Raw genomic sequence first — 26,248 nt, 5'->3', positions numbered from 1 at the left:
CGGATGACGAGAGCTTTCGACGAAATGAACGGCGGCGGATCGGGTGCGATCCGCGACAGCTACAAGACGCTGGCGGCGTGGCTGGAAAACGCGCCAGCCGATCTGCTGCAAGCGCGCTCGCGCCAGGCGGAGCTGTTCTTCCGCCGCATGGGCGTGACCTTCGCCGTCTATGGCGACGAGGAGTCCAACGAGCGGCTGATCCCCTTCGATGTCGTGCCGCGCATCATCGGCGCGGACGAGTGGGGCGGCCTGGAAAAGGGGCTGAAGCAGCGGGTCACCGCCATCAACGCCTTTCTGAAAGACATTTATGGCCCGCAGGACTGCATCAAGGCAGGCATCGTCCCGGCCGATCTGATCCTGACCAATCCGCACTATCGGCCGGAGATGCAGGGGCGTCGTCCGCCGGGCGACGTCTGGTGCCATATCTCGGGCGTCGATCTGGTGCGCACGGGCGAGGACGGCTTCTACGTTCTGGAAGACAACTGCCGCACGCCGTCGGGCGTCTCCTATATGCTGGAGAACCGCGAGATGATGATGCGGCTGTTCCCCGACCTGTTCGCGGAACACGCCGTGCGGCCCGTCGAGATCTACACCGACATGCTGTTGCGCTCGTTGCAGGCGTCCGCGCCGGCAGGGGCGGGGGCGGACCCGACCATCGTCGTGCTGACGCCCGGCCCCTTCAACTCGGCCTACTATGAGCACAGCTTCCTGGCCGACAAGCTGGGGGTGGAGCTGGTCCAGGGCACGGACCTGTTCGTCAATGACGACACGGTCTTCATGCGCACGACCGAGGGCCCCAAGCGCGTCGATGTCATCTATCGCCGCATCGATGACGACTTCCTCGATCCCCTGACCTTCATGCCCAACTCCACCATCGGGGTGCCGGGGCTGATGTCGGCCTATTTCGCCGGGCGCGTGACCCTGGCCAATGCGGTCGGGACGGGCGTGGCCGACGACAAGGCCGTCTATACCTACATGCCCGAGATCATCCGCTTCTTCACGGGCGAGGATGCGATCCTGCAAAACGTGCCGACTTGGCGCTGTCGCGAGCCGGACGCCCTGAAGGAAGTGCTGGATAAGCTGCCGGAACTGGTGGTCAAGGAAGTCGGCGGATCGGGTGGCTACGGCATGCTGGTCGGGCCGACCTCGACCAAGGCCGAGATCGAGGATTTTCGCGCCAAGCTGATCGCCGATCCCGACGACTTCATCGCCCAGCCGACGCTGAGCCTGTCGACGGCCCCGACGCTGAACGGCGGCGCCCTGTCGCCCCGCCACGTCGATCTCAGGCCGTTCGTCCTTTCCAGTCCGGCCGGGGTGCGCGTCGCGCCCGGCGGCCTGACGCGGGTGGCTTTGAAGGAAGGGTCGCTGGTGGTGAACTCCAGCCAGGGCGGCGGAACCAAGGACACCTGGGTGCTGGACAACTGATGCTTTCACGCACTGCAGACAGCCTCTACTGGACCGGCCGCTATATGGAGCGGGCGGACTTTCTCGCCCGAATTCTGGAGGCGGCGATCCGTCTCGCCGCCCTGCCGGCGAAAGATCAGGCCGCCGTCACCGCCTGGGCCGGGGCCATCGCCTCGTCGGGGGTCAAGGCCGGCTTCGACGCGACCGGCCGGACCGTGTCGGAAAAGTCCGTGCGGGAATATCTGGCCTTCGGCTTCGACAATCCGACCTCGATCAAGGCCTGCATCACCAAGGCGCGGACCAATGCGCGTTCGGTGCGCACCGCCCTGACCATCGAACTATGGGAGGCGATCAACGGCGCTTGGAACGGTCTGAACGAGTTGGGCGAACCGACCAAGCGCGACGACTTCACCAACTTCCTCGACTTCGTGAAATCGACGTCCCTGGCGGTGGAGGGCGCGTCGTCGCGGACGATGTTGAGGAACGACGCCTACTGGTTCCTGCGACTGGGCATGGCGATCGAGCGGGCCGACAACACCGCGCGTCTGCTTGACGTGAAATATCACCTGCTGCTGCCGCCCGGCGAACGGGTGGGCGGGCAACTGGACTATTTCCAGTGGACGACCCTGCTGCGCGAGGTTTCGGCATTGACCGCCTATCGCTGGGTCTACCGCGAGAGCGTGCGGCCGTGGTTGGTGGCGGACCTGCTGGTGCTGAACCGCCAGATGCCGCGCTCGCTCGCATCCTGCCAGGGCATGATCGTGAGCTATCTGGAGAAGCTGGCGACCGACTACGGTCGGCGCGGCCCCGCGCAACGGCTGGCCTCCAATCGCCTCAGCCAGTTTAACGAGGCCAAGATCGAGGACATCTTCCAGTCCGGCCTGCACGAATACATTCAGGGCTTCCTGAACGAGAACAACGCCCTGGCCGCGGCCGTCCACGAACAGTATCTGGTCTGACCATGCGGATCCGGATCGATCATTCCACCCGCTACGCCTACGCCCGGCCCGCGCGGTTCATCGTCCAGATGCTGCGCCTGACGCCCAAGTCGTGTGAGAGCCAGCAGGTCCGCGACTGGCGGATCGAAACCGATGTGGACGCCCGGCTGCGGCGCAGCGAGGACGCGTTCGGCAACATCGTTCACAGCCTCTACACCGAGCGGCCGACCGACGCCCTGACCATCCGCGTCACCGGCGAGGTCTCGACCGTCGAGACGGGCGGCGTCGTGAAAGGGCAGGCCGAACGCCTGTCGCCCATCGTCTATCTGCGCGACACCCCGATGACCAAGGCCGACGCCGGTATCGTCGATTTCGCCCGCTCCATTCCTGAGGGCGCGACGCTGGGCCGGATGCATCAGTTGATGGGCGCGCTGAAGGACACGGTGGCGTTCGAGGTCGGCTCGACCTCCGCCTCCCACACCGCCGCCGAGGCCTTTGCCCAGAAGCGCGGCGTCTGTCAGGACCATTCGCAGATCTTCATCTCGGCCGCGCGCCTGCTGGGCGTGCCGGCTCGCTATGTTTCGGGCCACCTCAGCCGTCAGGACGGACGCCACGATCAGGACGCCGCCCACGCCTGGGCCGAGGCCTGGGTCGAGAATCTGGGCTGGGTCGGGTTCGATCCGGCCAACGGCATCTGCCCCACTGAACACTATGTTCGGGTCGCGGTCGGCCTGGACGCGCGCGGCGCCACCCCGATCCGGGGCACGAGCTATGGCGGCGGCCAGGAGCAGCTGACCGTCGCCCTGAATGTGCGGCCGGTGCAACAGAGCCAGCAACAACTGCAATCCAGTGGATGGCCCCGATAGGCATGACGCGCGAATCTGTTAGCGTCTGGGGATTCGCAACGCGGGGAGCGAATAGAGCGAAGTGACCTATTGCGTAGGCATGCTGGTGGACGACGGGTTGGCGATGATCGCCGACACGCGCACCAATGCGGGCGTGGACAACATCTCGTCCTATCGCAAACTGCACATCTACAAGTCGCCGGGCGAGCGCATACTGGCGGTCGCGACGGCGGGCAATCTGTCGGTCACTCAGACGGCGCTGGCCATGGTCGCAGCCGGGGTCAAACTGCCGGACTCCACCGAGCTTGAAACGCTCCAGACCGCCCCGACCCTTTTCCGCGCCGCCCAGCTTCTCGGTCATGCGATGGCCAGCGTGCGCGCCAGCATCAATACGCCGCCGACGCCGACCGCCGACGGGCTGAACGTCACCGCCTCCATGCTGCTGGGCGGTCAGATCGCCGGCGGCAAGATGGGGCTGTATCTGATCTACGGGCAGGGCAACTTCATCGAGTGCGGGCCCGATACGCCCTATCTGCAGATCGGCGAGCTGAAATACGGCAAACCCATTCTGGATCGCGCCCTGCACAGCTCCACCTCCCTGTCCGAGGCGGTGAAGCTGGGGCTGATCTCGTTCGATTCGACCATCCGCTCGAACATCGCTGTCGGCCCGCCGCTGGACCTCATTGTCATGCCGCGCGACCAGCTGACGGGCACGGCGCGTCGCATCGAGGCGGATGATCCCTATTTCCGCGACCTGGGTCGGCGCTGGTCCGAAGCCCTGGCCGCCGCCCACCGCGCCATGCCCGATCCGACCTGGTTGGATATCGACACGTCGGCACCTCAGAGGAGCATCAGCGCCGTTGGCTAATTAAGATTGCGATTTGTTCGCAATTGTCTTGTGCCTTCCTGTGGAGCTGGTTATTGCGAGCGCATCGCAAAATCAGACCAAAAGGTCGCAAGACTATGTCCGAATCCCGCGCCGCCGCGCTCCGCTCGCTTCTGTTCGCCTCCAGCGCCGCCGGCATGCTGGTCGCCGCCCCCGCCATCGCCGCTGACGTGACCACCGAGGACGGCGTGGTCGTCACGGCCGACCAGTCCCAGCCCGCCAATCTGGGCACGATTGACGTCAACGGTCAGTTCAAGAAGCCGGCCCCCGTCAGCCCCGAGTTCGTCGCGCCCCTGTTGGATACACCGCGCGCCGTGACGGTCATACCCCAGGCCATCATCGAACAGACCTCGGCCTCGTCCTTGCAGGACCTGCTGTCCAACTCCCCCGGCATTACTTTCGGGGCAGGCGAGGGCGGTCAGCCGCTGGCCGATCGTCCCTTCATCCGGGGTCAGTCGTCGGGCAACAACATCTTCGTAGACGGCATCCGTGACACGGGCGGCCAGCAGCGCGAGGTCTTCAACCTCGAACAGGTCGAGGTCATCAAGGGGCCGGACGCCGTCTATTCGGGACGCGGCTCGGGCGGCGGCAGCATCAATCTGGCCTCCAAATCGCCCAAGCTGAACGCCTTCACCAATGTCAGCGCGGGCGCGGGCACCGACGGCTATCTGCGCGGCACGGTCGATGCGAACCTGCCGCTGGGCGAGACCGCCGCCCTGCGCATCAACCTGATGGGCGCCCAGGGCGACGTGCCTGGCCGCGACGCCGTGGACTACGACAAATGGGGTGCGGCCATCAGCCTGGGCGCCGGTCTGGGCACGCCGTCGTCAATGGTCTTCAGCTACTACCACCTGACGAGCGACCAGATGCCCGACTACGGCATTCCGTTGTTCACCAAGATTCAGTCACGCACGACCGACAGCGGCGTTCTGGATGTGCCCTATGACAGCTTTTATGGGCTGAAGGCGCGCGACTACCTGACCAATGAGGTGGATACCTTCACCTTCAAGGCCGAGCATCGCCTCAACGATTTCGCCACGATCCGCAACGTCAGCCGCTATTCGCAGACGCTGAACGACTACATCGTCACCAACCCCGGCGACGGCGGCTATGTCGGACGCGCGGCGGACGGGACCTACTGGATGAAGCGGGGCACCAAGACCCGCTGGAACCCGGTCACCACACTGGCCAATGTGACGGACGTCTTCGGCCAGTTCGCCACCGGTTCGATCAAGCACAGCTATGACGTCGGCGTGGAGCTGTCGCGCGAGCACAACAGGAACGCCTCCTATTCCACCTACACCACCTCGGGCTCGGCCTGTCCGACCGGTCTGACGACCGTCAGCGGGTCGTATCCGACCGCCGCCGGGTCGCTGGGCGCGGGAGACTGCACCTCGGTCTACAACCCCAATCCCGACGACGCCTGGACCGGCGTGATCAATCGCGGCCCGACCAGTTCGAACACGACCGAGGCCATCGGCGTCTATGCCAACGACAGCATCACCCTGACCGAGCGACTGATCCTGAACCTGGGCGTTCGCTGGGACCAGTATTCGGTCAAGGGCGTGAACGCGGCGGCGACCCAGTCAGCCGGGGTCTGGACGACGACGGGCTATACGGCCGTTCCGGAACAGACCTGGGAGTTCACCAACTATCAGGTCGGTCTGGTGTTCAAGCCGACCCAGAACAGCAGCGTCTATGCGTCCTGGTCCACCTCCTCGACGCCGCCGACCATTTCGGCGGGCGACCAGAACGCCTCTGGCGGCACGGGCACGGTTGATGGCGTCGCCAACACCGTTCTGGATCCGGAAGACACCGAAAGCTTCGAGATCGGCGCCAAGGCCAATGTCTTGAACGACCGTCTCGCCCTGTCGGCGGCCGCCTTCCACCTGACCCGCAAGAACGCCCTGATCCTGGTCGAGCCCAACATCTTCCGTCAGGAAGGCGAGGTGGAGGTCAACGGCTTCGAGCTGGGCGTGTCAGGCAGCATCACGCCGAAGTGGACCGTGTTCGGCGGCTACACCTACATGGACTCCGAACTGACCAAGGCGGCCGTGATCGTGTCGGGCACGCCGCCAGTCGCAACCGTCAATCCGCTGCAAGGCCTGCCGCTGGCCAATACGCCCAAGCACAGCGCCAGCCTCTTCACCACCTATCGCGTCCTGCCACGGCTGACGGTCGGCGGCGGCGTCTACTACACGTCCAAATCTCTGGGCGGGAATCAGGGCGGCGCGGGCGGCGGGAACAACCGCATCTATGCGCCCGAATGGACTCGCGTGGACGCCTTCGCCGCCTATGATCTGACGGATCGCGCGACACTTCAGCTGAACGTCAAGAATGCGACGGACGAGGAATACATCATGCGCACCAACGGCGTTCACCACGCCGATGTGGCCGCAGGTCGCCAGGCCATCCTGGCCTTGAACCTGCGCTTCTAACGGCCGTTTCCCCGGCCTAGTCTGACGGTCCCGCGATCCCCGCGGGGCCGTTTTGTCTTTCAGCGAGAACGCCCGTGCTGCTGCAGATTCCGGAAGTCTTCTCCAAGGCCGAGGTCAAGGCTCTGCGGGCGCGGCTGGACGCCGGGCCGTGGGCGGACGGCAACGCCACCTCGGGCCATCAATCGGCGACGGCGAAGAAAAACCTGCAACTGCCCGAAGAGTCGGACGTGGCGAAGGAGGTCTCCGCCCTTGTCGTCCAGGCGCTGAACGCCAATCCGATGTTTGTGGCGGCGGCCCTGCCGCACACGATCTTTCCGCCCTTGTTCAACCGCTACGAAGGCGGGGGTGAGTTCGGCCTGCACGTCGACAACGCCATCCGCCAGTCCCGCACCGGCGGGGCGATGCGCATTCGCAGCGACCTGTCGGCGACCCTTTTTCTGTCCGAGCCCGAGGACTACGACGGCGGCGAACTGATCATCGAGGAGATGTACGGGTCGCAGGCGATCAAGCTGCCGGCTGGCGATCTGGTCCTCTATCCCTCCAAGAGCCTGCACCGGGTCACGCCCGTGACGCGCGGCGCGCGGGTGTCGTCCTTCATGTGGATGCAGAGCCTGATCCGCGATGACGCCGATCGCGAGACCCTGTTCCGTCTGGACATCGCCACCCAGCGCGTGGCGACCGAGAGGGGACCGAAGGATCAGGCGGTGATCGAACTGACCGGCGTCTATCACAATCTGCTGCGGCGCTGGACCGAGGTCTGACGCCCGCCTCACCACAGCGCCGCTAAATGCTATTGCAACCCGTTCGCAACAATGGCACAGCGAGCCCGTGACCGAACTCGCCACACAGCGTCAGGCCGAAACCGCAGCCAAGGGCTCCAAACCCAAGGCGGCGCTGAACGGCGCACGGTCGTTCTGGCTGAAGCAGCTTCACAGCTGGCACTGGATTTCGGCGGCGGTCAGCCTGGTCGGCATGATCCTGTTCGCGGTCACCGGCATCACCCTGAACCATGCGGCCTCGATCCCCGGCGATCCGGTGACGGTAGAACAGACCGCGACCTTGCCGACGCCCCTGTTGCAGCGGCTGGCGAGCTTCCCGCAGGAGACGACCGATCCTGTCCCCGACGCTGTCGCGCGCTGGGCGTCCCAGGCGCTCAAGGTCGAGATCGCCGGCAAGCCGAGCGAGACGACGGCGGAAGAAGTCTATGTCGCCCTGGCCATGCCTGGCGGCGACGGCTGGGTCACCATCGACCGTTCGACCGGCGAGACCCTGCACGAGAAGACGACGCGCGGCTGGATCGCCTACCTCAACGACCTGCACAAGGGCCGCAACGCCGGGGTGGTCTGGTTCTGGTTCATCGACGTCTTCGCGGCGGCCTGCGTCATCTTCGCCGTCACGGGCCTGGGCCTGATGTTCCTGCACGCCAAGGGTCGGCCCTCGACCTGGCCGCTGGCGGCGCTGGGCCTGCTGATCCCTGTCGTCATCGCCCTGATCTTCATTCACTGACGAGTTTTTCGATGCGCCTTCTTCCCGTCGTCATCACCACCGTCGGCCTCGCGGCCGCCGCTGCGCCCGCCATGGCCGCCGACCTGACGGTGTCGGTCGAGATTCCGCGTCTGAACACCGCCTCGTATCATCGCCCCTATGTCGCGGTGTGGATCGAAAAGCCGGACCAGTCGGCCGAACGCACCCTGGCCATCTGGTATCAGCAGACCCGGAATAACGAGGGCGACGGCAAGGACTGGCTGAAGGATCTGCGCACCTGGTGGCGCAAGGGCGGCCGCGCCATGAGCCTGCCAGCCGACGGCGTATCCGGCGCCACGCGCGCGCCGGGCCGCCAGACCGTCACCGTACCCGCCGCCCGTCTGCGCAACCTTCAGCCCGGCCAGTACAACATCGTCGTCGAGGCGGCCCGCGAACTGGGCGGACGCGAAGTCGTTCGCGTGCCCTTCCGCTGGGGCGCGGCCAACACCGGCGCCGGAACCGGCTCCACCGAACTGGGCGCCGTGCGCGTCGCCGTCTCTCGCTGAGGATCATGACAATGAAGAAGACGATCGCCCTGCTGACGCTGGCCGCAGCGCTGGCCGCCCCCATGGCCGCCCAGGCCCACCGCGCCTGGCTGGCGCCCACCGCCACGACCCTGTCGGGCACGGACGCCTGGGTCGGGTTCGACGCGGGCATGTCGAACCAGGTGTTCAACCCCGATCACGCCGCCATGCGCCTGACCGGCCTGACCATCACCGCGCCGGACGGCTCGGCGGTCCAGCCCGAGAACGCCATGCAGGGCCGTTATCGCTCGACCTTCGACGCCCATCTGACCCAGAACGGCACCTATAAGATCGCCAACGTCATGAACGGCGTCATGGCCAGCTACACCCTGAACGGTGAACAGAAGCGCTGGCGCGGCGCGGCTTCGGACTACCCGGCGGGCCTGCCCGAGGGCGCGACCAATGTTCAGGCGACCCGTACCGCCAGCCGCATCGAGACCTTCGTCACCCTGAACAATCCGACCGACACCGTCTTCAAGACGACCGGCGAGGGGCTTGAGCTGGTTCCCGTCACCCACCCGAACGACCTGGTGGTGGGCGAACCCGCCACCTTCAAACTGCTGAACAACGGTCAGCCGGCGGCGGACATCGACGTCACTGTGGCGCGCGGCGGTCTGCGCTATCGCGACAACCCCGAAGAATCGACGCTCAAGACCAACGCCGAGGGCGCCTTCACCATCACCTGGCCGGAAGCGGGCATGTATTGGCTGAACGCCTCGGTCCGCACCGAGGGCCAGGGCGAAACGCTGGGTTCCAACGCCAGCTATGTGGCGGCGATGGAAGTCCTGCCCTAAGCGAAGGGCCATGTCCGACATCCCCCCCTCGCGCGGTTCCCGCGCCGCCCCGCCCACGGTCAAGATTGGCGACGCCGCCCCTCTGGGCGACCGCGCCGACAACCGCGTCCTCGTGCCCGCGATCGAAGGCGCGCCGCCCCGTCCGCCCAGCGACCTGATCCGTTCGCTGGGCGGTCAGACCATGGGCACGACCTGGAGCGCGCGCGTCATCGCCCTGCCAGGCGTGGGCGAGGCGGAGATCCGGTCTGCGATCGAAGAGGAACTGGCGACCGTCGTCGGTCTGTTCAGCCCGTGGGAGCCGTCCAGCGAAATCAGCCGCTTCAATACCGCGCCCGCCGGCGTCTGGGCGGTGTCCCAGCCGTTCTGGGATCTGCTGGATGCGGCGATGACCCTGGGCGACGAGACCAACGGCGCGGTCGATCCGACCCTGGGCGCCTTGGTCGATCTGTGGGGCTTCGGCCCGCCCGGACCACGTTCGGCCTTGCTGCCCGTCCCGTCGGAAGACGAGATCGCGGCGGCTGCGGCCGTGTCGGGTTGGCAGAAGCTGCGGCTGAACGGCGATGCGCGCGCGGTGATGCAGATGGGCGGGATGAGGCTGGACTTCTCCGGCATCGCCAAGGGTCATGCGGTGGATCGCGTGTCCGACCGGCTGATGGCCATGGGCGCGACATCGCACCTGATCGAGATCGGGGGCGAGTTGAAAGGGCGCGGCGTCAAGCCGGACGCCCAGCCGTGGTGGGTCGAGATCGAGCGGGTCGAGGGTTCGCCAGCGCCCCACACCGTGGCGGCCCTGTTCGACCTCGCCGTCGCGACCAGCGGCGACTACCGCCGCGCGTTCCGCCATGAGGGGCGCCTTTATCCCCACACCATCGACGGATCGACCGGTCGGCCGGTCAGCAATAACCTGAGTTCGGTCACCGTCCTGCACCCCTCAGCCATGATGGCCGACGCCTACGCCACGGCCCTGACCGTTATGGGACCATTCGACGGACCGGACTACGCCGAGGCCGTGGGCCTGATGGCCCATTTCGTCGAACGCACCGAGCGCGGGCCGGTCGAGCGGATGTCGCCGGCCTTCGCCGCTCTGCTCGACGACGACGGAGATCGTCCGGGGTGACAGCCGATCCGCAGCGCTGGCTGTGGGCGGTCGGGGCCTTGGCGCTTTGGCTGGCCCTGATCGCCGTCATTGTCTGGCGCGAACGCAAGGCCAAGGCGGCGGCGCGCGCGCGGTCTGATGCTCTGGCGGGCGCAGGCGAGGGCCAGCCGGTGCTGATCGCCTTTGCCAGCCAGACCGGCTTTGCCGAAGAACTGGCCTGGATGACGGCCCGCGCCCTGAGCGACGGGGGCGTGGGCGCGCGGGTGCTGTCTTTCGCCGATTTGGACGTTCAGACCCTGAAGGCGGCGGACCGGGCGCTGCTGATCGTCTCCACGACGGGCGAGGGGGATCCGCCCGACAGCGCGGCTCGGTTCGTGCGCCAAGTCATGGGCGAGGCGACGGACCTGTCGGAACTGCGCTTCGGTCTGCTGGCGTTGGGCGACCGCAGCTACGATCAGTTTTGCGGCTTCGGCCATGCGGTGGATGGCTGGCTGCGACGCGCCAGCGCCGAGCCCCTGTTCGACATGGTCCAGGTCGACAACGGCGAGGCCGGCGCCCTCCGCCACTGGCAGCATCAATTGAACCAGATCACTGGCAGCGTGACGGCCCCCGATTGGACTCCGCCCGCCTATGACCCCTGGCGGCTGGTCGAACGCACCCTGGTCAATCCGGGCAGTCCCGGCGGCGAGGCCTATCATCTGGCGTTCGAGGCTGTGGGCGCGTCGCCCGACTGGTCGGCCGGCGACATCGCCGAGGTCGGCCTGCCTGAGCGTGATGGCGTCACGCCGGGTTCGCGCGAATATTCCATCGCCTCCCTGCCGTCGGACGGCCGGGTCGAGTTCCTGATCCGACTGATGCGCCATCCTGACGGCGCGCCGGGCCTGGCCTCGGGCTGGCTGACGCAAGACCTGTCGCTCGGCGGCGAGATCGGGATGCGGCTGCGCACGAACCGCAGCTTCCACGGCCCGGCGGACGAGACGCCGATGATCCTGATCGGCAACGGCACGGGCATCGCCGGGCTGCGCGCGCACCTGAAGGCGCGCACCGACACGGGCGGGGCCTGGCTGCTGTTCGGTGAACGCACCCAGGCGCACGACGCCTTCTTCGACGCCGAGCTACAGGGCTGGCTGGCGTCGGGCGTTCTGCGGCGACTGGACCGGTCGTTTTCGCGCGACGCGGGCGACGGGCGGTATGTGCAGGATCTGGTCGCGGCAGCGGCTGACGACCTGCGCGATTGGGTCGAACGCGGGGCGGCGATCTATGTCTGCGGCAGCCTGGAAGGGATGTCGCAAGGCGTGCATGCCGCGTTGGAAAATACGCTAGGCGCGGACGTGATGCTGACGATGCTGGAAAACGGGCGATATAGGCGGGATGTCTATTGAGGCCTTTGCTCGTCGTGAATACCCGCGCAGGATGACTGGTCCACAGTTGGTTTGAACTGATCGATAGCGACAAGCGCCTCGAACTGTCGACGGTCGGTGGCGGATAAAGAAATCGTCACATCCCCGCCCGTTACCAATCGATCTCCTCTTGCCAGGAGGGCCCCCAGCCCGCGCGGCGGATATTGTTCTCTATCTCTCAGCTTCAAGCTGATTGATTTGACGCCGTTGATCTCAAGCGGCGCGATCTCCGTGATCTCGTTCCAAGGTATTGTGTCCGCTGACCACCAGCGGACCATTATTCCCGCAGGACCGATACGAACCATCTCGCGGCGCTCAAAAAAATTCCGGAGCCAAAGCGCCGTCGCCGTTACCGAAAATAGCAGCCCGCCCCATCCTATGAATGGCGTAAGTACAGGGGAGTATCGCCTAGAGTCGGGCGGAGTACCGAAAACGCCAATCAACCAGAGACTGAGAGTGACAAAAATCAGTCCCCTGGCAACCAGGCTGACTATCCTACTGCGAGACGTATAGGCGACGAAGTCATTCATTGTGTTTGAAGATAAAGACGCATTCGGATTGCAACACTACGAAATTTCTCAACGATTTTTTTCCAGTCGCCCCAACAGTTCCGCCGCGAAGCTCGAAAGCGTGTCGTCGCGCGCGCCCATGACGATGATCCGGTCGCCCGGCTTGGCGATCTCGACGATCCGGTCGCCGCAGTCGGCGCGCGTCGCCAGCGCCTCGGCCTGACGGCCGGCGGCGCGGACGCCGGAGGCGATGTCTTCGGATCCCACGCTGCGGTCGGTGGTGCCGCCGTAATAGACCGGCTCTGGCATCAGAAGCACGTCGTCCTCGCGCATCAGGCCGGCGAAGCCGTCGATGAACTCCGACTTCATCAGCTTCAGCGGGCCGAACCCATGCGGCTGAAACAGGATCAGCAACCGGCCGTCGAAGGCGTGCAGGGTCTTCAGCGTAGCCGCGATCTTGTCCGGGTTATGAGCGAAGTCGTCGATTACGGTGATGTCGCCGGCCGTCCCGACGACTTCCATCCGGCGACGGATGCCGGCGAAGGTCTCCAGCGCCTTGACCGCCTCGGCCGTCGGCACGCCGAGCGCCCGAGTTGCGCCCAGCGCGGCCAGGGCGTTGGCGACATTGTGGGCGCCGGGCACGTTCAGGACCACGTCGTGTTCGCTCCAGCCCTCGATCAGCCGGAACCGCATGCCCGTCGGCAGCGGCTGAAGATCATGGGCGGACAGGTCGGCCTTCTCTTCGCCCAGGCCGAAGGTGATCGCCTTGCCGGCCGGGAGCGTCTGGGCCAGGGCCGCCGTCTCGGGGTTGTCCAGGTTCAGCACGGCCGTCGTCGCCCGCGCGGTGAAGCCCCCAAACAGGTCGCGCAGTTCCTCCATCGACTTGTGGTCCAGCGAGATGTTGGACACCACCGCCACCGTCGCGTCGTAGCGGGCGATGGAGCCGTCGCTTTCGTCCACCTCCGACACGAACAGGTCCGGCCCGCCGATCAGGGCGCTGGCGAACGGATGGTCGGCGTCGGCGAAGTTCTTCATCACCGCCCCGTTCATGACGGTCGGCTCGCGGCCCGTCTGATGCAGGATCCAGGCGATCATGCCGGTGATGGTGGACTTGCCGCTGGTGCCCGCGACCCCGACCGAGGTCGGGGCGACGTTAAAGAGTTCGCTGAGCAGTTCGGGCCGAGTCTTGATGGTCGCGCCCGCGCGCCTGGCCGCGCCGATGTCGGGCACCGTCTCCTCGATGGCGCCGGTGGCGATGACGGTCTGCGCCGCGCGGGTCACGCCCGATCCGTCCTGGGGGTGCAGGGTCACGCCGTGGGCGCGCAGCCAGTCGAACTTCTCGGGCGTGCGGCCTTGGTCCAGCGCCCGGTCCGATCCTTCGATCACGGCGCCGCGCGCCTGGACGATCATGGCCAGGGGCAGCATGCCCGACCCGCCGATGCCGCAGAAGAAATAGGAGGCGTCTTGGTTCATGCCCCCTTAGAACAGGGGATCGGGCCGGTCCGCCAGTGGGGGATCGCAAAAACGACGAAGAAGACGGACGTGACCACTAATAGCTTCAAGATCGGCGTCGTCTGCGCCAGTTCGCGCTTCTCCAAAGAGCGCGCCGAGGCGGTCGAGGCCTGGATGGCGCAGAACCATCCCGACCGCGATGTCGCCGTCGTCTTCCACCCCGCCTGTTTCCTGAAACACGGTCATTTCGCCGGCGATGACCGGGCGCGCTCGGACGCCTTCGTGGAGTTCGCCAACGATCCCCGCATCGACGCCATCTGGTTCGCGCGCGGCGGCTACGGCTCCTGTCGCATCGCCGATGCGGTGATCCCGCGCCTGGACGCCGTCGCCCGCAAGAAGCGCTACATGGGCTATTCCGACGCCGGCAGCCTGTTGGCCGGAATGTACAAGGCCGGGTTCCAGCATCTGGCGCACGGACCGATGGCTTCGGATTCGGTGCGCGACGACGCGACCGCGCGCGGCGCCCTGTCCTGGCTGACCACCGGACGCACCGTCTGGATCGAGCCGTCGCTGGCGATCGATCCTCGCCCGGCTGTCGCCTTCAACCTGACCATCCTGAACGAACTGACCGGCACGCCGCTGGAGCCCGATCTGTCCGACCACGTCCTGATGCTGGAGGAGGTGTCCGAGGCCGCCTACCGGATCGACCGAATGATGTTTCACTTGACCAGCCAGGCCAGCATCCGTCGCGTGGCCGGGATTCGCCTGGGACGGGTCTCGGACGTCACGCCAAACGATCCCGATTTCGGTCAGACTCCGGAGGAAATCGTTCGATACTGGTGCCTGCGTTCGGGCATACCCTTCCTGGGAAGCGCCGATATCGGGCATGACGCCGCCAACAAGGTCGTCCCCTTTGGTCGCCCGTAAGGCGAACGACGCGCGACGAAAAGGACACAGTCTCGCCTCTATTCGCTAGGGCAAGCTCGCCCGCCTCTCGACAGAACGCCGGTCCTGACTTCAGATGCCGGTCCGCGAGGCGTTAGGACTTCGTTAGCCAAGGCGTTGGGGGACGCTGCGGTTTGCGCCTTCTGCGATGCGGCGGTTCGTTCGGATATCGGGGGATGCCCGGACGAGCCGCCTGATCGTCCTTCACCCAAGCGCGCCCAGATATCTTTCCCATGCCGCCCGTCCAGTGACGGTCAGGACGACGCGAGTGCGCGGCTTGCGACCCAGAAAGCCACGGCGCATTTCAATGTAACCGGCAGCTTCCAGTCGGCTCAGATGACTAGACAGGCTGTTGTTCGGGACGGCCAAGGCGAGGGCGATCTCTGTGAAGTCGGCGGCTTCGGCGGTCGAGAGATAGGCCATCACTCCTGTTCGCAAGCGATGGGAAAAGGCGGGATCGACCGTGGGCTCGCCCGTCACCTGCGCGTCTCGCGCATCAGGATCACTGCCGGAGCGAAGGCCAGAAGTATCAGACTGGCGCACATGACAACCAGGGCGGCCAAAGACGCCGGGCCGACCCACGCCAAGGCAGCGGCAGAACCAAAGCTTCCGATCGCAATGGCGATGAGCCATCTCCGGTCGCTGGCGATGGCGGTGGTCCACCACGCTGCGCCCCACAGGATCAACACGACTGGCCAGATGACCTGGGCGATCTTCGTCGCACGCGGCGCGGCTTCGTTTCGCGTGACCAGATGGAAAACGACGACGGTGGCGACCAACGCGATGAAGCTGGCGGACCATGTCGCTGTGGCGGATCGGCTGAGGCGAACGCGGTTTGGACCCAGGGTTCTCCAGATCGTCCAGGCGACGGCGCCGAAAAAGACCAGGTGCGAACCGATAATCCCCCAAAATCCCACGAAAGTTGAGATCGGTCCTGTCACGGGTACTCCGGGTTGCGGCAGTCCTTCGATCGTGAAGGCCGTCAGAATGGCCAGCAATGCAAAGCCGTACGCACCTCCGAACACGGCGATCAAAAGCAGGAAGGGTGCGGGCTGTCCGCTTCCCGCGACCGCCAATCGTTTGAGATAGGCCAGGTCGGCCTCGTCCCTTGATGAAGTAGAATGGGTCATTCTTGGCTCTCCTGCAACGTGACTACTTTAAAATACAAACTTGTCGAGTCAAGAAGGGTTTGCGTTCATTCGATTCGCTTGTGAGGGCCGCAGGGCTTAAGGATCGCGGGTGCGTTTCGACGAGAGATTCATCGATGAACTGAAGGCCCGCCTTCGGCCGTCCGACGTGATCGGGCGGACGGTGAAGCTGAAACGTCAGGGCCGCGAATATGTTGGGCTGTCACCGTTCTCGAAGGAGAAGTCGCCGTCCTTCTTCGTCAACGACGACAAGGGCTTCTTCCACGACTTTTCGTCCGGCAAGCATGGCGACATCATCTCCTTCCTGCAGGAAACCGAGCGGCTGAGTTTCGTCGAGGCGGTGCAGCGTCTGGCGGGCGAGGCGGGGATGCAGCTTCCCGCCGAAGACCCCAAGGAGGCCGAGCGCGAGCAGAAGCGGGCGGGCCTGTCGGACTGGATGGACCTGGCCCAGAAATGGTTCGCCGCCAATCTGCGCCGCACGCCGGGCAAGGCGGCGCGGGAATATCTGGACAAGCGCGGCCTGCCCGAGGATCAGTGGGAGCGGTTCGGGCTGGGCTATGCGCCCAACGATCGCGAGGGGCTGAAGCAGGCGTTGGTCCAGCGCGGCGCCAAGCCCGCCGAACTGGTCGAGGCTGGGCTCCTGATCTCGCCCGAAAGCGGCGGCCAGCCCTATGATCGCTTCCGCGACCGGCTGATGTTCCCGATCCTGGATGCGCGCGGCCGGATCGTCAGCTTCGGCGGCCGGGCCATGAACCCCGACGACCGCGCCAAATATCTGAACGGTCCGGAAAGCCCGCTTTTTCATAAGGGCGCGACTCTCTACGGCCTGCCCGAAGCGCGGCGCATCCTGGGGGCGGAATCCAAGAACGACCAGGCCATCATCGTGGTTGAAGGCTATATGGACGTCATCGCCTGCCAGCGCGCGGGCCTGCCGGCCGTGGCGCCGATGGGCACGGCCCTGACCGAGGAGCAGATGGAACGGCTGTGGCGCGTGTCGCACGAGCCGATCCTGTGCTTCGACGGCGATGCGGCGGGACTGCGCGCCGCCTATCGCGCCATCGAACGCTCGCTGCCGCTGCTGAAGCCAGGGCGCTCATTCCGGTTCGCGCTGCTGGGGGCCGGTCAGGATCCCGACGACATCCTGCGCGACAAAGGCGCGCCCGCGCTGCGCCAGGCCCTGGCCGAAACCCATGGGTTCGCCGAGGTGCTGTTCCGCCGCGAACAGGATCTGGAGCCGCTGGACACGCCGGAACGCAAGGCCGGCTTCAAGGCGCGGCTGAGGAACACCGCCTCAGCCATCCAGGACAAGGATCTGGCCGAACAATACCGCCGCGACCTGTTCGACCGTTTCGACGCCCTGTTCCCGCGCAGCCCTCAACGCGCGCCCTGGACGCCGGGGCAGGGCAAACGCGGTTTCGGCCTGCCGCCCAAACTGGGCCAGACGGCCGAGGGCGCCCAGGCGATGCAGTCGCTGTTTCGCGCCATCGAGCCGGTGCCGGCCGCCCTGGCCCATGGCGCCATCGACGACCCCGAACGGATGGACGACCATCTGGAAGAGATCGCCGCCCACGGATTCGGCGACAAGGGGCTGGATGGACTGGCGCAGGAGCTGGTTCGCCTGCGTCTGTCGGGACATAGCCTTGACTCCGCCGCCCTGCGACGCCATCTGGCGCAATCGGGTCATGATGCCTTAGTGCGCGAGGTCGAGAAGGCGGCGGCAAAGTCCGGCGCGCCATTCCTGGCCGCAAATGCGCCCCTCGCCGAGGCAAGGGTCCGATGGTCGCAGGCGTTCGACGCTTCGACGCGGGTCGCCGCGTTGGAGGACGCCTTGGCCCATGCACGTGATGTGCCTGGGCAGGATGAGGCTTTCCGCCGGCTGAAGGCCGAGCGGGATGCGCTTCGCCGTGCGATCAAAGCCGGGACGATTTGGGAAGACAGCGCGGGCACGTAACCTTACGGCACGCCAAGCATTGTATTTTTCGCCGGGGCGGACTGATCACCCTCTCGGCTGGAGACAGACTGACTATGAACGCACAGACCGAGACGCAGGACACCGAGGTTTCGACCGATGGGCCCCTGCTCGATCTGACGGACGCCGGCGTCAAGAAGTTCATCAAGCAAGCCAAGGCGCGCGGCTATGTGACGATGGAGGAGCTGAACAAGGTCCTGCCGTCCGAAGAAGTCACGCCCGACGCCATTGAAGACACCCTGGCGATGCTGTCCGAAATGGGCGTCAACGTCGTGGAGGCCGAGGAGGACGCGCAGGAGCAGCAGTCCACCGACGTCGCTGCCGCCGCCGGCACCGCCGTGGCCGAAACGCCCGCCAAGTCGGCCTATGACCGCACCGACGACCCCGTGCGCATGTACCTGCGCGAGATGGGTTCGGTCGAACTGCTGAGCCGCGAGGGCGAAATCGCCATCGCCAAGCGGATCGAGGCCGGCCGCGACGCCATGATCTCGGGTCTGTGCGAAAGCGCCCTGACCTTCGAGGCCATCATGGTCTGGCGCGACGAGCTGGAAAACAACCGCATCCTGCTGCGCGAGGTCATCGACCTGGACGCCACCTATGGCGTTCTGAACCCCTCGTCCCTGCCGGGCGCCGCCCAGCCTGAAGGCGAAGAGGAAGAAGAGGCCGAGGACAAGCCAGCCGCCGAAGACAAGCCTGAGTCCGACGACGACGACGACGACGACTTCGACGACGGCGGCGGCATGTCGATCTCGGCGCTGGAAGCCGAGCTGCGCGACGGGGTGATGGACGTCCTGAACGCGATCGCCGCCGACTTCGGCGCCTTCCGCGCCCTGCAGGACAAGCTGGTTCAGACCCGCCTGAAGGGTGAGGTGCTGAGCGCCAAGGATGAAAAAGCCTATCAGGCGCTGACGACGTCCATCTCGGACCGTCTGAAGACCATGAAGCTGAACAACAATCGCATCGAGGCGCTGGTCGAGCAGCTCTATGCGATCAACAAGCGCCTGATCGGTCTGGAGGGCCGTCTGCTGCGTCTCGCCGACAGCTACGGCATTTCGCGGCCCGAGTTCCTCAAGGCCTATTTCGGCTCGGAACTCGACCCCACCTGGACCGACCGGATCAAGGATCAGGGCGTGCGCTGGACAAAGTTCAGCGAGAACGAAGCCAGCCAGATCGCGACCATCCGTTCCGACGTCGCCGCCGTGGCGCTGGAAGCCGGTCTGCCGATCGACGACTATCGCCGCATCGTCCAGACGGTGCAGAAGGGCGAACGCGAAGCGCGTCAGGCCAAGAAGGAAATGGTTGAGGCCAACCTGCGCCTCGTGATTTCCATCGCCAAGAAATACACCAACCGCGGCCTGCAGTTCCTGGATCTGATCCAGGAGGGCAACATCGGCCTGATGAAGGCGGTCGATAAGTTCGAGTACCGCCGCGGCTACAAGTTCTCGACCTACGCCACCTGGTGGATCCGTCAGGCGATCACCCGCTCGATCGCCGACCAGGCGCGCACCATCCGCATCCCGGTGCACATGATCGAGACGATCAACAAGATCGTCCGCACCAGCCGCCAGATGCTGCACGAGATCGGCCGCGAACCGACGCCGGAAGAGCTGGCCGAAAAGCTGGCCATGCCGCTGGAGAAGGTGCGCAAGGTCCTGAAGATCGCCAAGGAGCCGATCTCGCTGGAAACCCCGATCGGTGACGAGGAAGACAGCCACCTGGGCGACTTCATCGAGGACAAGAACGCCGTCCTGCCGATCGACGCCGCCATCCAGTCGAACCTGCGTGAGACCACCACCCGCGTTCTGGCGTCGCTGACGCCACGTGAAGAGCGGGTGCTCCGGATGCGCTTCGGCATCGGCATGAACACCGACCACACGCTGGAAGAAGTCGGCCAGCAGTTCTCTGTGACCCGCGAACGCATCCGTCAGATCGAGGCGAAGGCGCTGCGCAAGCTGAAGCACCCGTCGCGGTCGCGCAAATTGCGGTCCTTCCTGGACAGCTGATACGATCAAGGGCGGCCCCGACGGGCCGCCCTTTTTCCTGGCAGGCGATATGGCCCGAAAGCACGTCAATCTCGGCACGGCGCCCGCCAAGTCCGATCTGCCGCAAAAGCTCTGCGCCGCCTGCGGCCTGCCGTTCGCCTGGCGCAAGAAGTGGGCGCGGGATTGGGATCAGGTGCGGTTCTGTTCGGATCGGTGCCGGGCCAAGGGCGCGTCCGAAGAGCGTCGATAGGCGGCTCTCCGCCTCGTGACCACGGCGGCCGCGGGAATCAGCTAAGCGTCGCGACCATGCTCTCCGTGTCGCGCGTCTCTCCTATTCTCATCGGCCTCGGCGTCCTGCTGATCCTCAGCGGCTGCGTGCGGCGGCCGCCCGAGCCATTGCGGCCGCCATCGCCCTATCCGTCACGCACCGAGGCGCCGCTGGTCGGGGGGCTGGTGGATCGGATGATCGACGGCGGGACCCAGGCCCTGGTCGTGCGCGAAGGTAGCGATCTGGGCCGTTGTCTGGCCGAGTTGAACGCCGCGCGCGTGCGCTTCAGTCCCGTGCCGGATCGTCAGAACACCGCGACCTGCGGCCTGCATCAAGGCGGGGTGCTGGGCGCCGACCTGGGCACCGTGGCGCGCATGTCGCCGGGCGATGTGGAGATGACCTGCCAGACGGCGCTGGCGCTGAGCATCTGGCGTCGTCAGTCGCTGGAGCCGGCGGCGCGAGAGATCCTGGGCTCGGACGTCGTGCAGATCGACCACATGGGGGCCTACGCCTGTCGCAACGTGAACAACGGCGTGGGCTCGAACCGCATCAGCGCCCATTCCCAGGCGGCGGCGCTTGACTTCGCCGGTGTGCGGCTGAGGGACGGGCGGCGCATCACCGTGACCAGGGACTGGAGCGGCGACACGCCCGAAGCGCGCTTCCTGCGCCGCATCCGCGACGACGCCTGCCGCATCTTCGGCACGACCCTGAGCCCCGACTACAACGCCGTTCACTACGACCACCTGCACCTCGAGGCGACCGACACGCGCTTCTGTCGCTGAGGCAACGCTTTGGCGCGGGGCGGATTACGCCCCTATGCGCGGTGAACTGAAGACCTATCAGGCCAAGCGCCGGTTCGGCGAAACGCCTGAGCCGAAGGGCGCGAAGGGCAAGCGTGCGAAGGGCGGCTTCCGCTATCTGATCCAGCGCCATGCGGCGACGCGGCTACATTACGATTTCCGCATCGAGGCGGACGGGGTGCTGAAGTCCTGGGCCGTGACCAAGGCGCCGTCGCGCGACACGGCGGTCAAGCGGCTGGCGGTCGAGGTCGAGGATCATCCGCTGAATTACGGGTCGTTCGAGGGCGCGATCCCCGACGGCAACTACGGCGCCGGAACGGTGCAGATGTGGGATGTCGGGACCTGGGAGCCGCAGGAGCCGGACCTGGAGGCGGCCTGGGCCAAGGGTCAGATCAAGATGATCCTGCACGGCGAGCGGCTGAAGGGCAAATGGGCGCTGATCCGGTTGAAGAGCGATCGGGGCAAACCCTCTAAACGCAACAACTGGCTGCTGCTGAAAGAGAAGGACGACTTCGCCGTGGCGGGAGAGGGCGATGCGCTCGCCGAAATCGACGCCTCGGTGACGACCGGCCGGTCGCTGGCCGAGATCGCGGATGGGACGAAGGAGTGGACGGCGTCCAAGCCGACGGGGCGTAAAGGCCCGGCCAAGCCAAAGCCGTCTAAGGCGGCGCTAAAGGCCAAGAAGCCGCCGGCCTTCGTGCCGATCCAGCTGTGCAAGGTGACTGACCATCCGCCGGGCGGGACGGGCTGGGCGCACGAGATCAAGTTCGACGGCTATCGCATCCAGATCGGCGTGGGCGGCGGTCGGGCGGTCTTGCGGACGCGCAAGGGTCTGGACTGGAGCGACAAGTTCTCGGATCTGGCGACGGACGCGGCGACCTGGCCCGACGCCGTGATCGACGGCGAGTTGTGCGCGCTGGACGACGAACACATGCCGGACTTCGGAGCGTTGCAGGCGGCCATCTCGGACGAGAAGACGGAAGACCTGGTCTATTTCGCCTTCGATCTGTTGTTCGAGGGGGCGGAGGATCTGCGTAAACTGCCGCTGTCGCATCGCAAGGCGCGGCTGCAGGCCTATGTGGACAGGATCGGAAAGGCGGCCGCAGGGCGGCTGCGCTACGTCGAGCATTTCGCCTCGACCGGCCAGGCGGTGCTGGAGAGCGCCTGTCGCATGGATCTGGAAGGCGTGATCTCCAAGAAGCTGGACGCGCCCTATCACGCCGGGCGGTCATCGACCTGGCTGAAGTCCAAATGCCGGGGGCGCGACGAAGTGGTGATCGGCGGCTGGTCGTCCGAGGGCGGCACGCGGTTCCGCTCTCTGCTGGTCGGGGTTAGGGAAAAGGGCGGTCTTCGCTATCTGGGCCGGGTCGGAACTGGTTATGGCGAGGCGGTGACGAAGGCCCTTGTTCCGGCGCTGAAGGGCGTGGCGGCGCAGAAGTCTCCCTTCACCGGGGCGGGCGCGCCAAAGGCGGCCAAGGACATCCATTGGGTCAAGCCGGTGCTGGTCGCCGAGGTCGAGCATGGCGGCTATACCGAATCCGGATCGCTGCGGCAGGCGGCGTTCAAGGGGTTGCGCGAAGACAAGACGGCCGCAGAGGTCACCGAGCCGCCGCAGCCGCCCACGGACATGGGCGACGCGAAGAAGACCACGACGACGGTGCGACCAGCCCGAAAGCCCGGCAAGGTGGTCGTGGCGGGCGTGACCCTCTCCAGCCCCGACAAGGTGCTGTGGCCCGCCGTGGGCGACCGACCGGCGATCACCAAGGCCGACCTGGCGCGCTACTACGAGGCGGCCGCCGAGCGGATCCTGCCCCATGTGGCGGACCGGCCGACCTCGATCATCCGGGCGCCCGAGGGGATTGGCGGCGAGACCTTCTTCCAGCGTCACGCCATGGGGGGGGCGAACCCGCGGCTGAAGCTGATCGACGTCAAGGCCCGCACCCCTTACGTCGCCGCCGTCGATGTCGGCGGCCTGGTCGCCATCGCCCAATCGGGCGGGCTGGAACTGCACCCCTGGGGCTGCGCGCCCGGCCAGCCGGAAATCCCCGATCAGATCACCTTCGATCTGGATCCGGACGAGGGGCTGGGTTTCGGCGACGTCATCGCCGCGTCCAAGGTCGTGAAGGCGAAGATCGAGGCGCTGGGTCTGGCCGCCTTCGTCAAGACGACCGGGGGCAAGGGGCTGCACGTCGTGGTGCCGATCAAGACCGACGCCCGCTCGCGCGTGACCTGGGACCAGAACAAGGCCTTCGCCAAGGCGGTGGCCGAGGCCATCCGCGCCGAGGCACCGGACCGGTTCACAACCACCCTGGCCAAGAAGGCGCGGGGCGGAAAGATATTCATCGACTATCTGCGCAACGGGCGAATGGCGACGGCGGTCGCGCCCTGGTCGCCGCGTGCACGGCCGGGCGCGGGGATCGCCTTCCCGCTGTCGTGGCGGCAGGTGAAGGCCGGGCTGGACCCCGCCGCATTCAATCTTTGGACCTATGCGGCCTTGCTGAAGAAGCCCGATCCCTGGGCCGAATTCCGCGCCTCAGCGGTCAGTTTGAAATCGGCGCTGAAAAAGATGGGCGTCTAGGCCGCTGTCTTCTTCTTTGCCGCAGCTTTCTTGGGCGCCGCCTTCTTTGCCGGGGCCTTCTTGGCGGCTGGCTTCTTCGTCCCGGTCGCCGAGCCTTTCAGGCTGTTCCGCAACGCGGCCATCAGGTCGATGACATTGGTGTCGTCGGGTTCGGCGACATCGACCACGCCCTTGCCGCCCTTGGACTTGGCCTTGATCATGGCGCGCAGGGCGTCGTCGTAGCCGTCCTTAAAGTCTGACGGATCGAAGTCCGCCTCCTTCTGGCCGATGATGCGCGCGGCGATCTCGACCATGTCGGGATCGGCCTTCACTGTCGGAATGTCGTCGAAGTATTCGTCGGAATCGCGCACCTCGTCATGGGCGCGCAGGGTGTAGGCGATCAGACCCTTGCCCCGGACCTCCAGCGCCAGCTGGCGCTCCTTGCCCCGCAAGACCAGCCGACCCAGCGCCACCTTGCCCTGCTTCTTCATGGCGTCGCGGATGACGGCGAAGGCCTCGACGCCCGCGCCTTTCTCGGGCACCACGAAGAATGGATCGTCCCAGTACAGCCGGTCGATGTCATCCTCGTCGACGAACTTGTCGATCGAGATGGTCTTGGTGCTCTCCAGCTTCACCTTGTCGAAGTCGGCGTCGTCGAACAGGACGTATTCGTCCTTGGACACCTCATAGCCGCGCACCAGATCGCTGCGCTCGACCGGCCCGGCGTCCGGGTCGGTCGGCACCATGCGGATGCGATTGTTGGTGTCGGGATTGATCAGGTGAAACCGCACGTCGTTCGTGCTGGTCGTCGCCGTGTAGAGGGCCACCGGACAGGTGACCAGCGACAGCTTCAGATGTCCTTGCCAGGTAGGGCGGGCGGCCATGTCGGTTCTCCTCGATCCCTGACAATGCGTCAGGGCGATTTGCGTTCGAACAGGGCCGCCGCCTGGGCATCAGGCCTTACCTTCGAAGGCGACGCTGAAACCGCCCCACATCATGCGCTTGCCGTCGAAGGGCATGTCCATATTCGCAAAGTCGGGGTCGTCCTGCATCTTGCCGAAACAGGCGTCGGCGGTGGCGCGGTCGGGCCAGGTCACCCAGGAGAAGACGACGACCTCGCCCTCTTGCAGCTTCACCGCCATGGGAAAGCTGGTTAGTTTGCCGTCCGGCACGTCCTCGCCCCAGGTCTCGACCTGGGACAGGGCGCCGTATTTCTGAAACAGGGGCCAGGAGGCCTCGGCGGACTTGACGTAGCGCGCCTTGTCCTCGGTTTTCACGGGGGTCAAAAAGCCGGTCACATAGGTCATCGGTCGTCTCCTCTTTCAGGGTTCAAACGTCGGCGACAGCGCGGTCCAGCGCCGCGATGTCGATCTTGATCATGCCCATCATGGCCTGCATGGCGGCCTTGGCCCGCGCGGGGTTCGGATCTGTGGTCAGTTCCATCAGGCGGCGAGGCGTGATCTGCCATGACAGGCCCCAGCGGTCCTTCAGCCAGCCGCAGGCGTTCTCGCTGCCGCCGTCGGCGAGCAGGGCGTCCCACAGCCGGTCCGTCTCGGTCTGATCCTCGGTCATCACCATGAAGGAGACGGCCTCGGTGAAGCGAAAGTTCGGTCCGCCGTTCAGCGCCAGATACTGACGACCCGCCAGCACGAACTGCACGGTCAGCACCGATCCTTCAGGGCCGGAGGGCGTATCGACCGGCGAGCGGTTGACGGCGGTGATGCGGCTGTCGGGCAGCAGGCTGACATAGAAGGCGGTCGCAGCCTCCGCGTCGCCGTCGAACCACAGGCAGGGAATGATCTTGTCGGTCATGCCGCATCTCCTTCCGCCAACGCCGCCAGTTGATCGGCGACCGCGCCCCAGCCCTGTTCGAAGCCCATGGCCTTGTGGGTCTCGGCGGCCTTTTCGTCCCAGTGCCGGGCCGTGGCGGTGTAGCGGGTTCCGCCGGCCTCGGGCTCGAAGGTGTCGATGCGCACGAAGTTCATGTCGCCGGCCTGCGGAACCCAGCCCTCGGTGAAGGCGCCGGTCGAGACCAGTTTGCGGCCCGGAACCACCTCCAGAAACACGCCGGAATAGGCATGCCGCTCGCCTTCGGGCGAGGCCATTTCGACATTGGCCCGCCCGCCGACGCGCAGGTCCCAATCCACGACCGGCGTGGTCCAGGGGCGGGGGCAGAACCACTCGCCGGTGCGCTCGGTGTAGATCTTCCACACCGTTTCCGGCGAGGCCTTGATCAGACGGCTGATGCTCAGTTCGCGAATGTCAGCCATCACGACACCATGGCGTTGGAGGCGAAGGATTCGGGACCGGCGGCGACGGCGGCCGGGTCCATCCACATGACTTCCCAGATATGGCCGTCCGGATCGGCATAGCTGCGCCCGTACATGAAGCCGTAGTCCTGGGTCGCATTGGGATCGCTCTTGCCGCCGGCGGCGCCTGCCTGGGCCACAACGGCGTCGACCGCCTCGCGGCTGTCGCGTGACAGGCACAGCAGAACCTGGGCCGAGGCGTGGGCGTCGGGGATCGCCCGGTCGGTGAAGGTGCGCCATTTGTCGTGGGTCAGCAGCATGACGTGGATCACGTCCGACACCACCATACAGGCGGCCGTGTCGTCGCTGAACATGGGGTTCCTGGTCGCGCCGACGGCCTCATAGAAGGCGATCGATCGGGGCAGGTCGGCGACCGGCAGGTTGATGAAAATCAGCTGAGCCACGGCGTTTCCTCTCCTTGTTATTTGCGAAACCTGACTCCGATGATTACGATAGTCAA

General features: G+C 66.0%; 26 protein-coding genes. 17 read left to right on the top strand and 9 right to left on the bottom strand.

The features are described 5' to 3' along the window. Positions 1 to 3: 3 nt before the first annotated feature. The 11 genes from ABIC32_RS07580 to ABIC32_RS07530 all read left to right on the top strand — a co-directional run bounded on the left by ABIC32_RS07580 (position 4) and on the right by ABIC32_RS07530 (position 11,831). Positions 4 to 1,425 (top strand): circularly permuted type 2 ATP-grasp protein, encoded by a 1,422-nt coding sequence (locus ABIC32_RS07580; protein ID WP_017504409.1) that lies wholly within the window; start codon positions 4 to 6, stop codon positions 1,423 to 1,425. After that, the gene (locus ABIC32_RS07575) at positions 1,425 to 2,363 is read left to right on the top strand and encodes an alpha-E domain-containing protein (RefSeq protein WP_039244207.1); all 939 of its coding nucleotides are present in this window, start codon (positions 1,425 to 1,427) and stop codon (positions 2,361 to 2,363) included. The genes ABIC32_RS07580 and ABIC32_RS07575 overlap by 1 nt, the downstream gene beginning before the upstream one ends. A gap of 2 nt (positions 2,364 to 2,365) precedes the next feature. Further along, positions 2,366 to 3,208 carry a transglutaminase family protein gene (locus ABIC32_RS07570; protein WP_205682638.1) on the top strand — a complete coding sequence of 281 codons (843 nt, stop codon included), beginning with the start codon at positions 2,366 to 2,368 and terminating at the stop codon, positions 3,206 to 3,208. A 61-nt stretch (positions 3,209 to 3,269) separates the two neighbouring features. After that, positions 3,270 to 4,055, top strand: coding sequence for a proteasome-type protease (locus ABIC32_RS07565; RefSeq protein WP_055752837.1), 786 nt, complete (start codon positions 3,270 to 3,272; stop codon positions 4,053 to 4,055). A 95-nt stretch (positions 4,056 to 4,150) separates the two neighbouring features. Continuing rightward, positions 4,151 to 6,511 carry a TonB-dependent receptor gene (locus ABIC32_RS07560; protein WP_354073605.1) on the top strand — a complete coding sequence of 787 codons (2,361 nt, stop codon included), beginning with the start codon at positions 4,151 to 4,153 and terminating at the stop codon, positions 6,509 to 6,511. A 74-nt stretch (positions 6,512 to 6,585) separates the two neighbouring features. Then, a complete protein-coding gene (locus ABIC32_RS07555; protein WP_354073603.1) occupies positions 6,586 to 7,272 on the top strand; it encodes a Fe2+-dependent dioxygenase in 687 nt (228 codons plus the stop codon). A 67-nt stretch (positions 7,273 to 7,339) separates the two neighbouring features. Then, positions 7,340 to 8,017, top strand: a complete 678-nt coding sequence (locus ABIC32_RS07550; protein WP_502909317.1) for a PepSY-associated TM helix domain-containing protein — start codon at positions 7,340 to 7,342, stop codon at positions 8,015 to 8,017. Between the two features lie 11 nt (positions 8,018 to 8,028). Then, entirely contained in the window at positions 8,029 to 8,541 is a 513-nt protein-coding gene (locus ABIC32_RS07545; protein ID WP_354073601.1) for a DUF2271 domain-containing protein, read from the top strand. Between the two features lie 11 nt (positions 8,542 to 8,552). After that, complete coding sequence (locus tag ABIC32_RS07540) at positions 8,553 to 9,353, top strand: DUF4198 domain-containing protein (RefSeq protein WP_295241683.1); 801 nt, start codon at positions 8,553 to 8,555, stop codon at positions 9,351 to 9,353. A 10-nt stretch (positions 9,354 to 9,363) separates the two neighbouring features. Then, positions 9,364 to 10,470, top strand: coding sequence for an FAD:protein FMN transferase (locus ABIC32_RS07535; RefSeq protein ID WP_354073599.1), 1,107 nt, complete (start codon positions 9,364 to 9,366; stop codon positions 10,468 to 10,470). Further along, positions 10,467 to 11,831 carry a sulfite reductase subunit alpha gene (locus ABIC32_RS07530; RefSeq protein ID WP_354073597.1) on the top strand — a complete coding sequence of 455 codons (1,365 nt, stop codon included), beginning with the start codon at positions 10,467 to 10,469 and terminating at the stop codon, positions 11,829 to 11,831. Before ABIC32_RS07535 ends, ABIC32_RS07530 begins: the two co-directional genes overlap by 4 nt. Here the strand turns inward: ABIC32_RS07530 and ABIC32_RS07525 are convergent. Beyond that, positions 11,825 to 12,379 (bottom strand): STM3941 family protein, encoded by a 555-nt coding sequence (locus ABIC32_RS07525; protein WP_354073595.1) that lies wholly within the window; start codon positions 12,377 to 12,379, stop codon positions 11,825 to 11,827. The genes ABIC32_RS07530 and ABIC32_RS07525 overlap by 7 nt on opposite strands. 48 nt (positions 12,380 to 12,427) lie before the next feature. Beyond that, complete coding sequence (locus tag ABIC32_RS07520; RefSeq protein WP_354073593.1) at positions 12,428 to 13,831, bottom strand: UDP-N-acetylmuramate--L-alanine ligase; 1,404 nt, start codon at positions 13,829 to 13,831, stop codon at positions 12,428 to 12,430. Between the two features lie 69 nt (positions 13,832 to 13,900). On the opposite strand from ABIC32_RS07520, the gene ABIC32_RS07515 reads away from it, so the two are divergent. Beyond that, positions 13,901 to 14,737: an LD-carboxypeptidase gene (locus ABIC32_RS07515; RefSeq protein ID WP_354073591.1), complete on the top strand. Its 837-nt coding sequence runs from the start codon at positions 13,901 to 13,903 to the stop codon at positions 14,735 to 14,737. Between the two features lie 222 nt (positions 14,738 to 14,959). Here the strand turns inward: ABIC32_RS07515 and ABIC32_RS07510 are convergent, their stop codons facing one another. After that, positions 14,960 to 15,181: a transcriptional regulator gene (locus ABIC32_RS07510; RefSeq protein ID WP_354073589.1), complete on the bottom strand. Its 222-nt coding sequence runs from the start codon at positions 15,179 to 15,181 to the stop codon at positions 14,960 to 14,962. Between the two features lie 50 nt (positions 15,182 to 15,231). Further along, positions 15,232 to 15,885 (bottom strand): hypothetical protein, encoded by a 654-nt coding sequence (locus ABIC32_RS07505; protein ID WP_354073587.1) that lies wholly within the window; start codon positions 15,883 to 15,885, stop codon positions 15,232 to 15,234. A 109-nt stretch (positions 15,886 to 15,994) separates the two neighbouring features. On the opposite strand from ABIC32_RS07505, the gene dnaG reads away from it, so the two are divergent. From dnaG to ligD, 5 genes are all read left to right on the top strand, one after another. Next, positions 15,995 to 17,854 (top strand): DNA primase, encoded by a 1,860-nt coding sequence (dnaG, locus tag ABIC32_RS07500; protein WP_354073585.1) that lies wholly within the window; start codon positions 15,995 to 15,997, stop codon positions 17,852 to 17,854. 74 nt (positions 17,855 to 17,928) lie between these two features. Beyond that, the gene (rpoD, locus tag ABIC32_RS07495) at positions 17,929 to 19,875 is read left to right on the top strand and encodes an RNA polymerase sigma factor RpoD (protein WP_091748719.1); all 1,947 of its coding nucleotides are present in this window, start codon (positions 17,929 to 17,931) and stop codon (positions 19,873 to 19,875) included. Positions 19,876 to 19,924: 49 nt separating this feature from the next. Further along, on the top strand, positions 19,925 to 20,104 hold the full coding sequence (locus ABIC32_RS07490; protein WP_017504429.1) for a DUF2256 domain-containing protein: 180 nt from the start codon (positions 19,925 to 19,927) through the stop codon (positions 20,102 to 20,104). A gap of 56 nt (positions 20,105 to 20,160) precedes the next feature. Then, on the top strand, positions 20,161 to 20,904 hold the full coding sequence (locus ABIC32_RS07485) for an extensin-like domain-containing protein (protein WP_354073582.1): 744 nt from the start codon (positions 20,161 to 20,163) through the stop codon (positions 20,902 to 20,904). Positions 20,905 to 20,938: 34 nt separating this feature from the next. Further along, positions 20,939 to 23,500: a DNA ligase D gene (gene ligD / locus ABIC32_RS07480; protein ID WP_354073580.1), complete on the top strand. Its 2,562-nt coding sequence runs from the start codon at positions 20,939 to 20,941 to the stop codon at positions 23,498 to 23,500. Here the strand turns inward: ligD and ku are convergent. The 5 genes from ku to ABIC32_RS07455 form a co-directional block, all read right to left on the bottom strand. Further along, the gene (gene ku / locus ABIC32_RS07475; RefSeq protein ID WP_354073578.1) at positions 23,497 to 24,363 is read right to left on the bottom strand and encodes a non-homologous end joining protein Ku; all 867 of its coding nucleotides are present in this window, start codon (positions 24,361 to 24,363) and stop codon (positions 23,497 to 23,499) included. The two genes, ligD and ku, sit on opposite strands and share 4 nt — an antisense overlap. A 69-nt stretch (positions 24,364 to 24,432) precedes the next feature. Further along, entirely contained in the window at positions 24,433 to 24,786 is a 354-nt protein-coding gene (locus tag ABIC32_RS07470) for a DUF1428 domain-containing protein (protein WP_017506381.1), read from the bottom strand. Between the two features lie 22 nt (positions 24,787 to 24,808). Continuing rightward, a complete protein-coding gene (locus ABIC32_RS07465) occupies positions 24,809 to 25,291 on the bottom strand; it encodes a VOC family protein (RefSeq protein WP_354073575.1) in 483 nt (160 codons plus the stop codon). After that, complete coding sequence (locus ABIC32_RS07460; RefSeq protein WP_354073573.1) at positions 25,288 to 25,749, bottom strand: SRPBCC family protein; 462 nt, start codon at positions 25,747 to 25,749, stop codon at positions 25,288 to 25,290. Before ABIC32_RS07460 ends, ABIC32_RS07465 begins: the two co-directional genes overlap by 4 nt. Then, on the bottom strand, positions 25,749 to 26,192 hold the full coding sequence (locus tag ABIC32_RS07455; protein WP_354073571.1) for a VOC family protein: 444 nt from the start codon (positions 26,190 to 26,192) through the stop codon (positions 25,749 to 25,751). Before ABIC32_RS07455 ends, ABIC32_RS07460 begins: the two co-directional genes overlap by 1 nt. Positions 26,193 to 26,248 lie beyond the last annotated feature (56 nt).

It is taken from the genome of Brevundimonas sp. 1080, assembly GCF_040545985.1.
Taxonomy (GTDB): domain Bacteria; phylum Pseudomonadota; class Alphaproteobacteria; order Caulobacterales; family Caulobacteraceae; genus Brevundimonas.
This window is presented reverse-complemented; position numbering and strand designations above follow the sequence as displayed.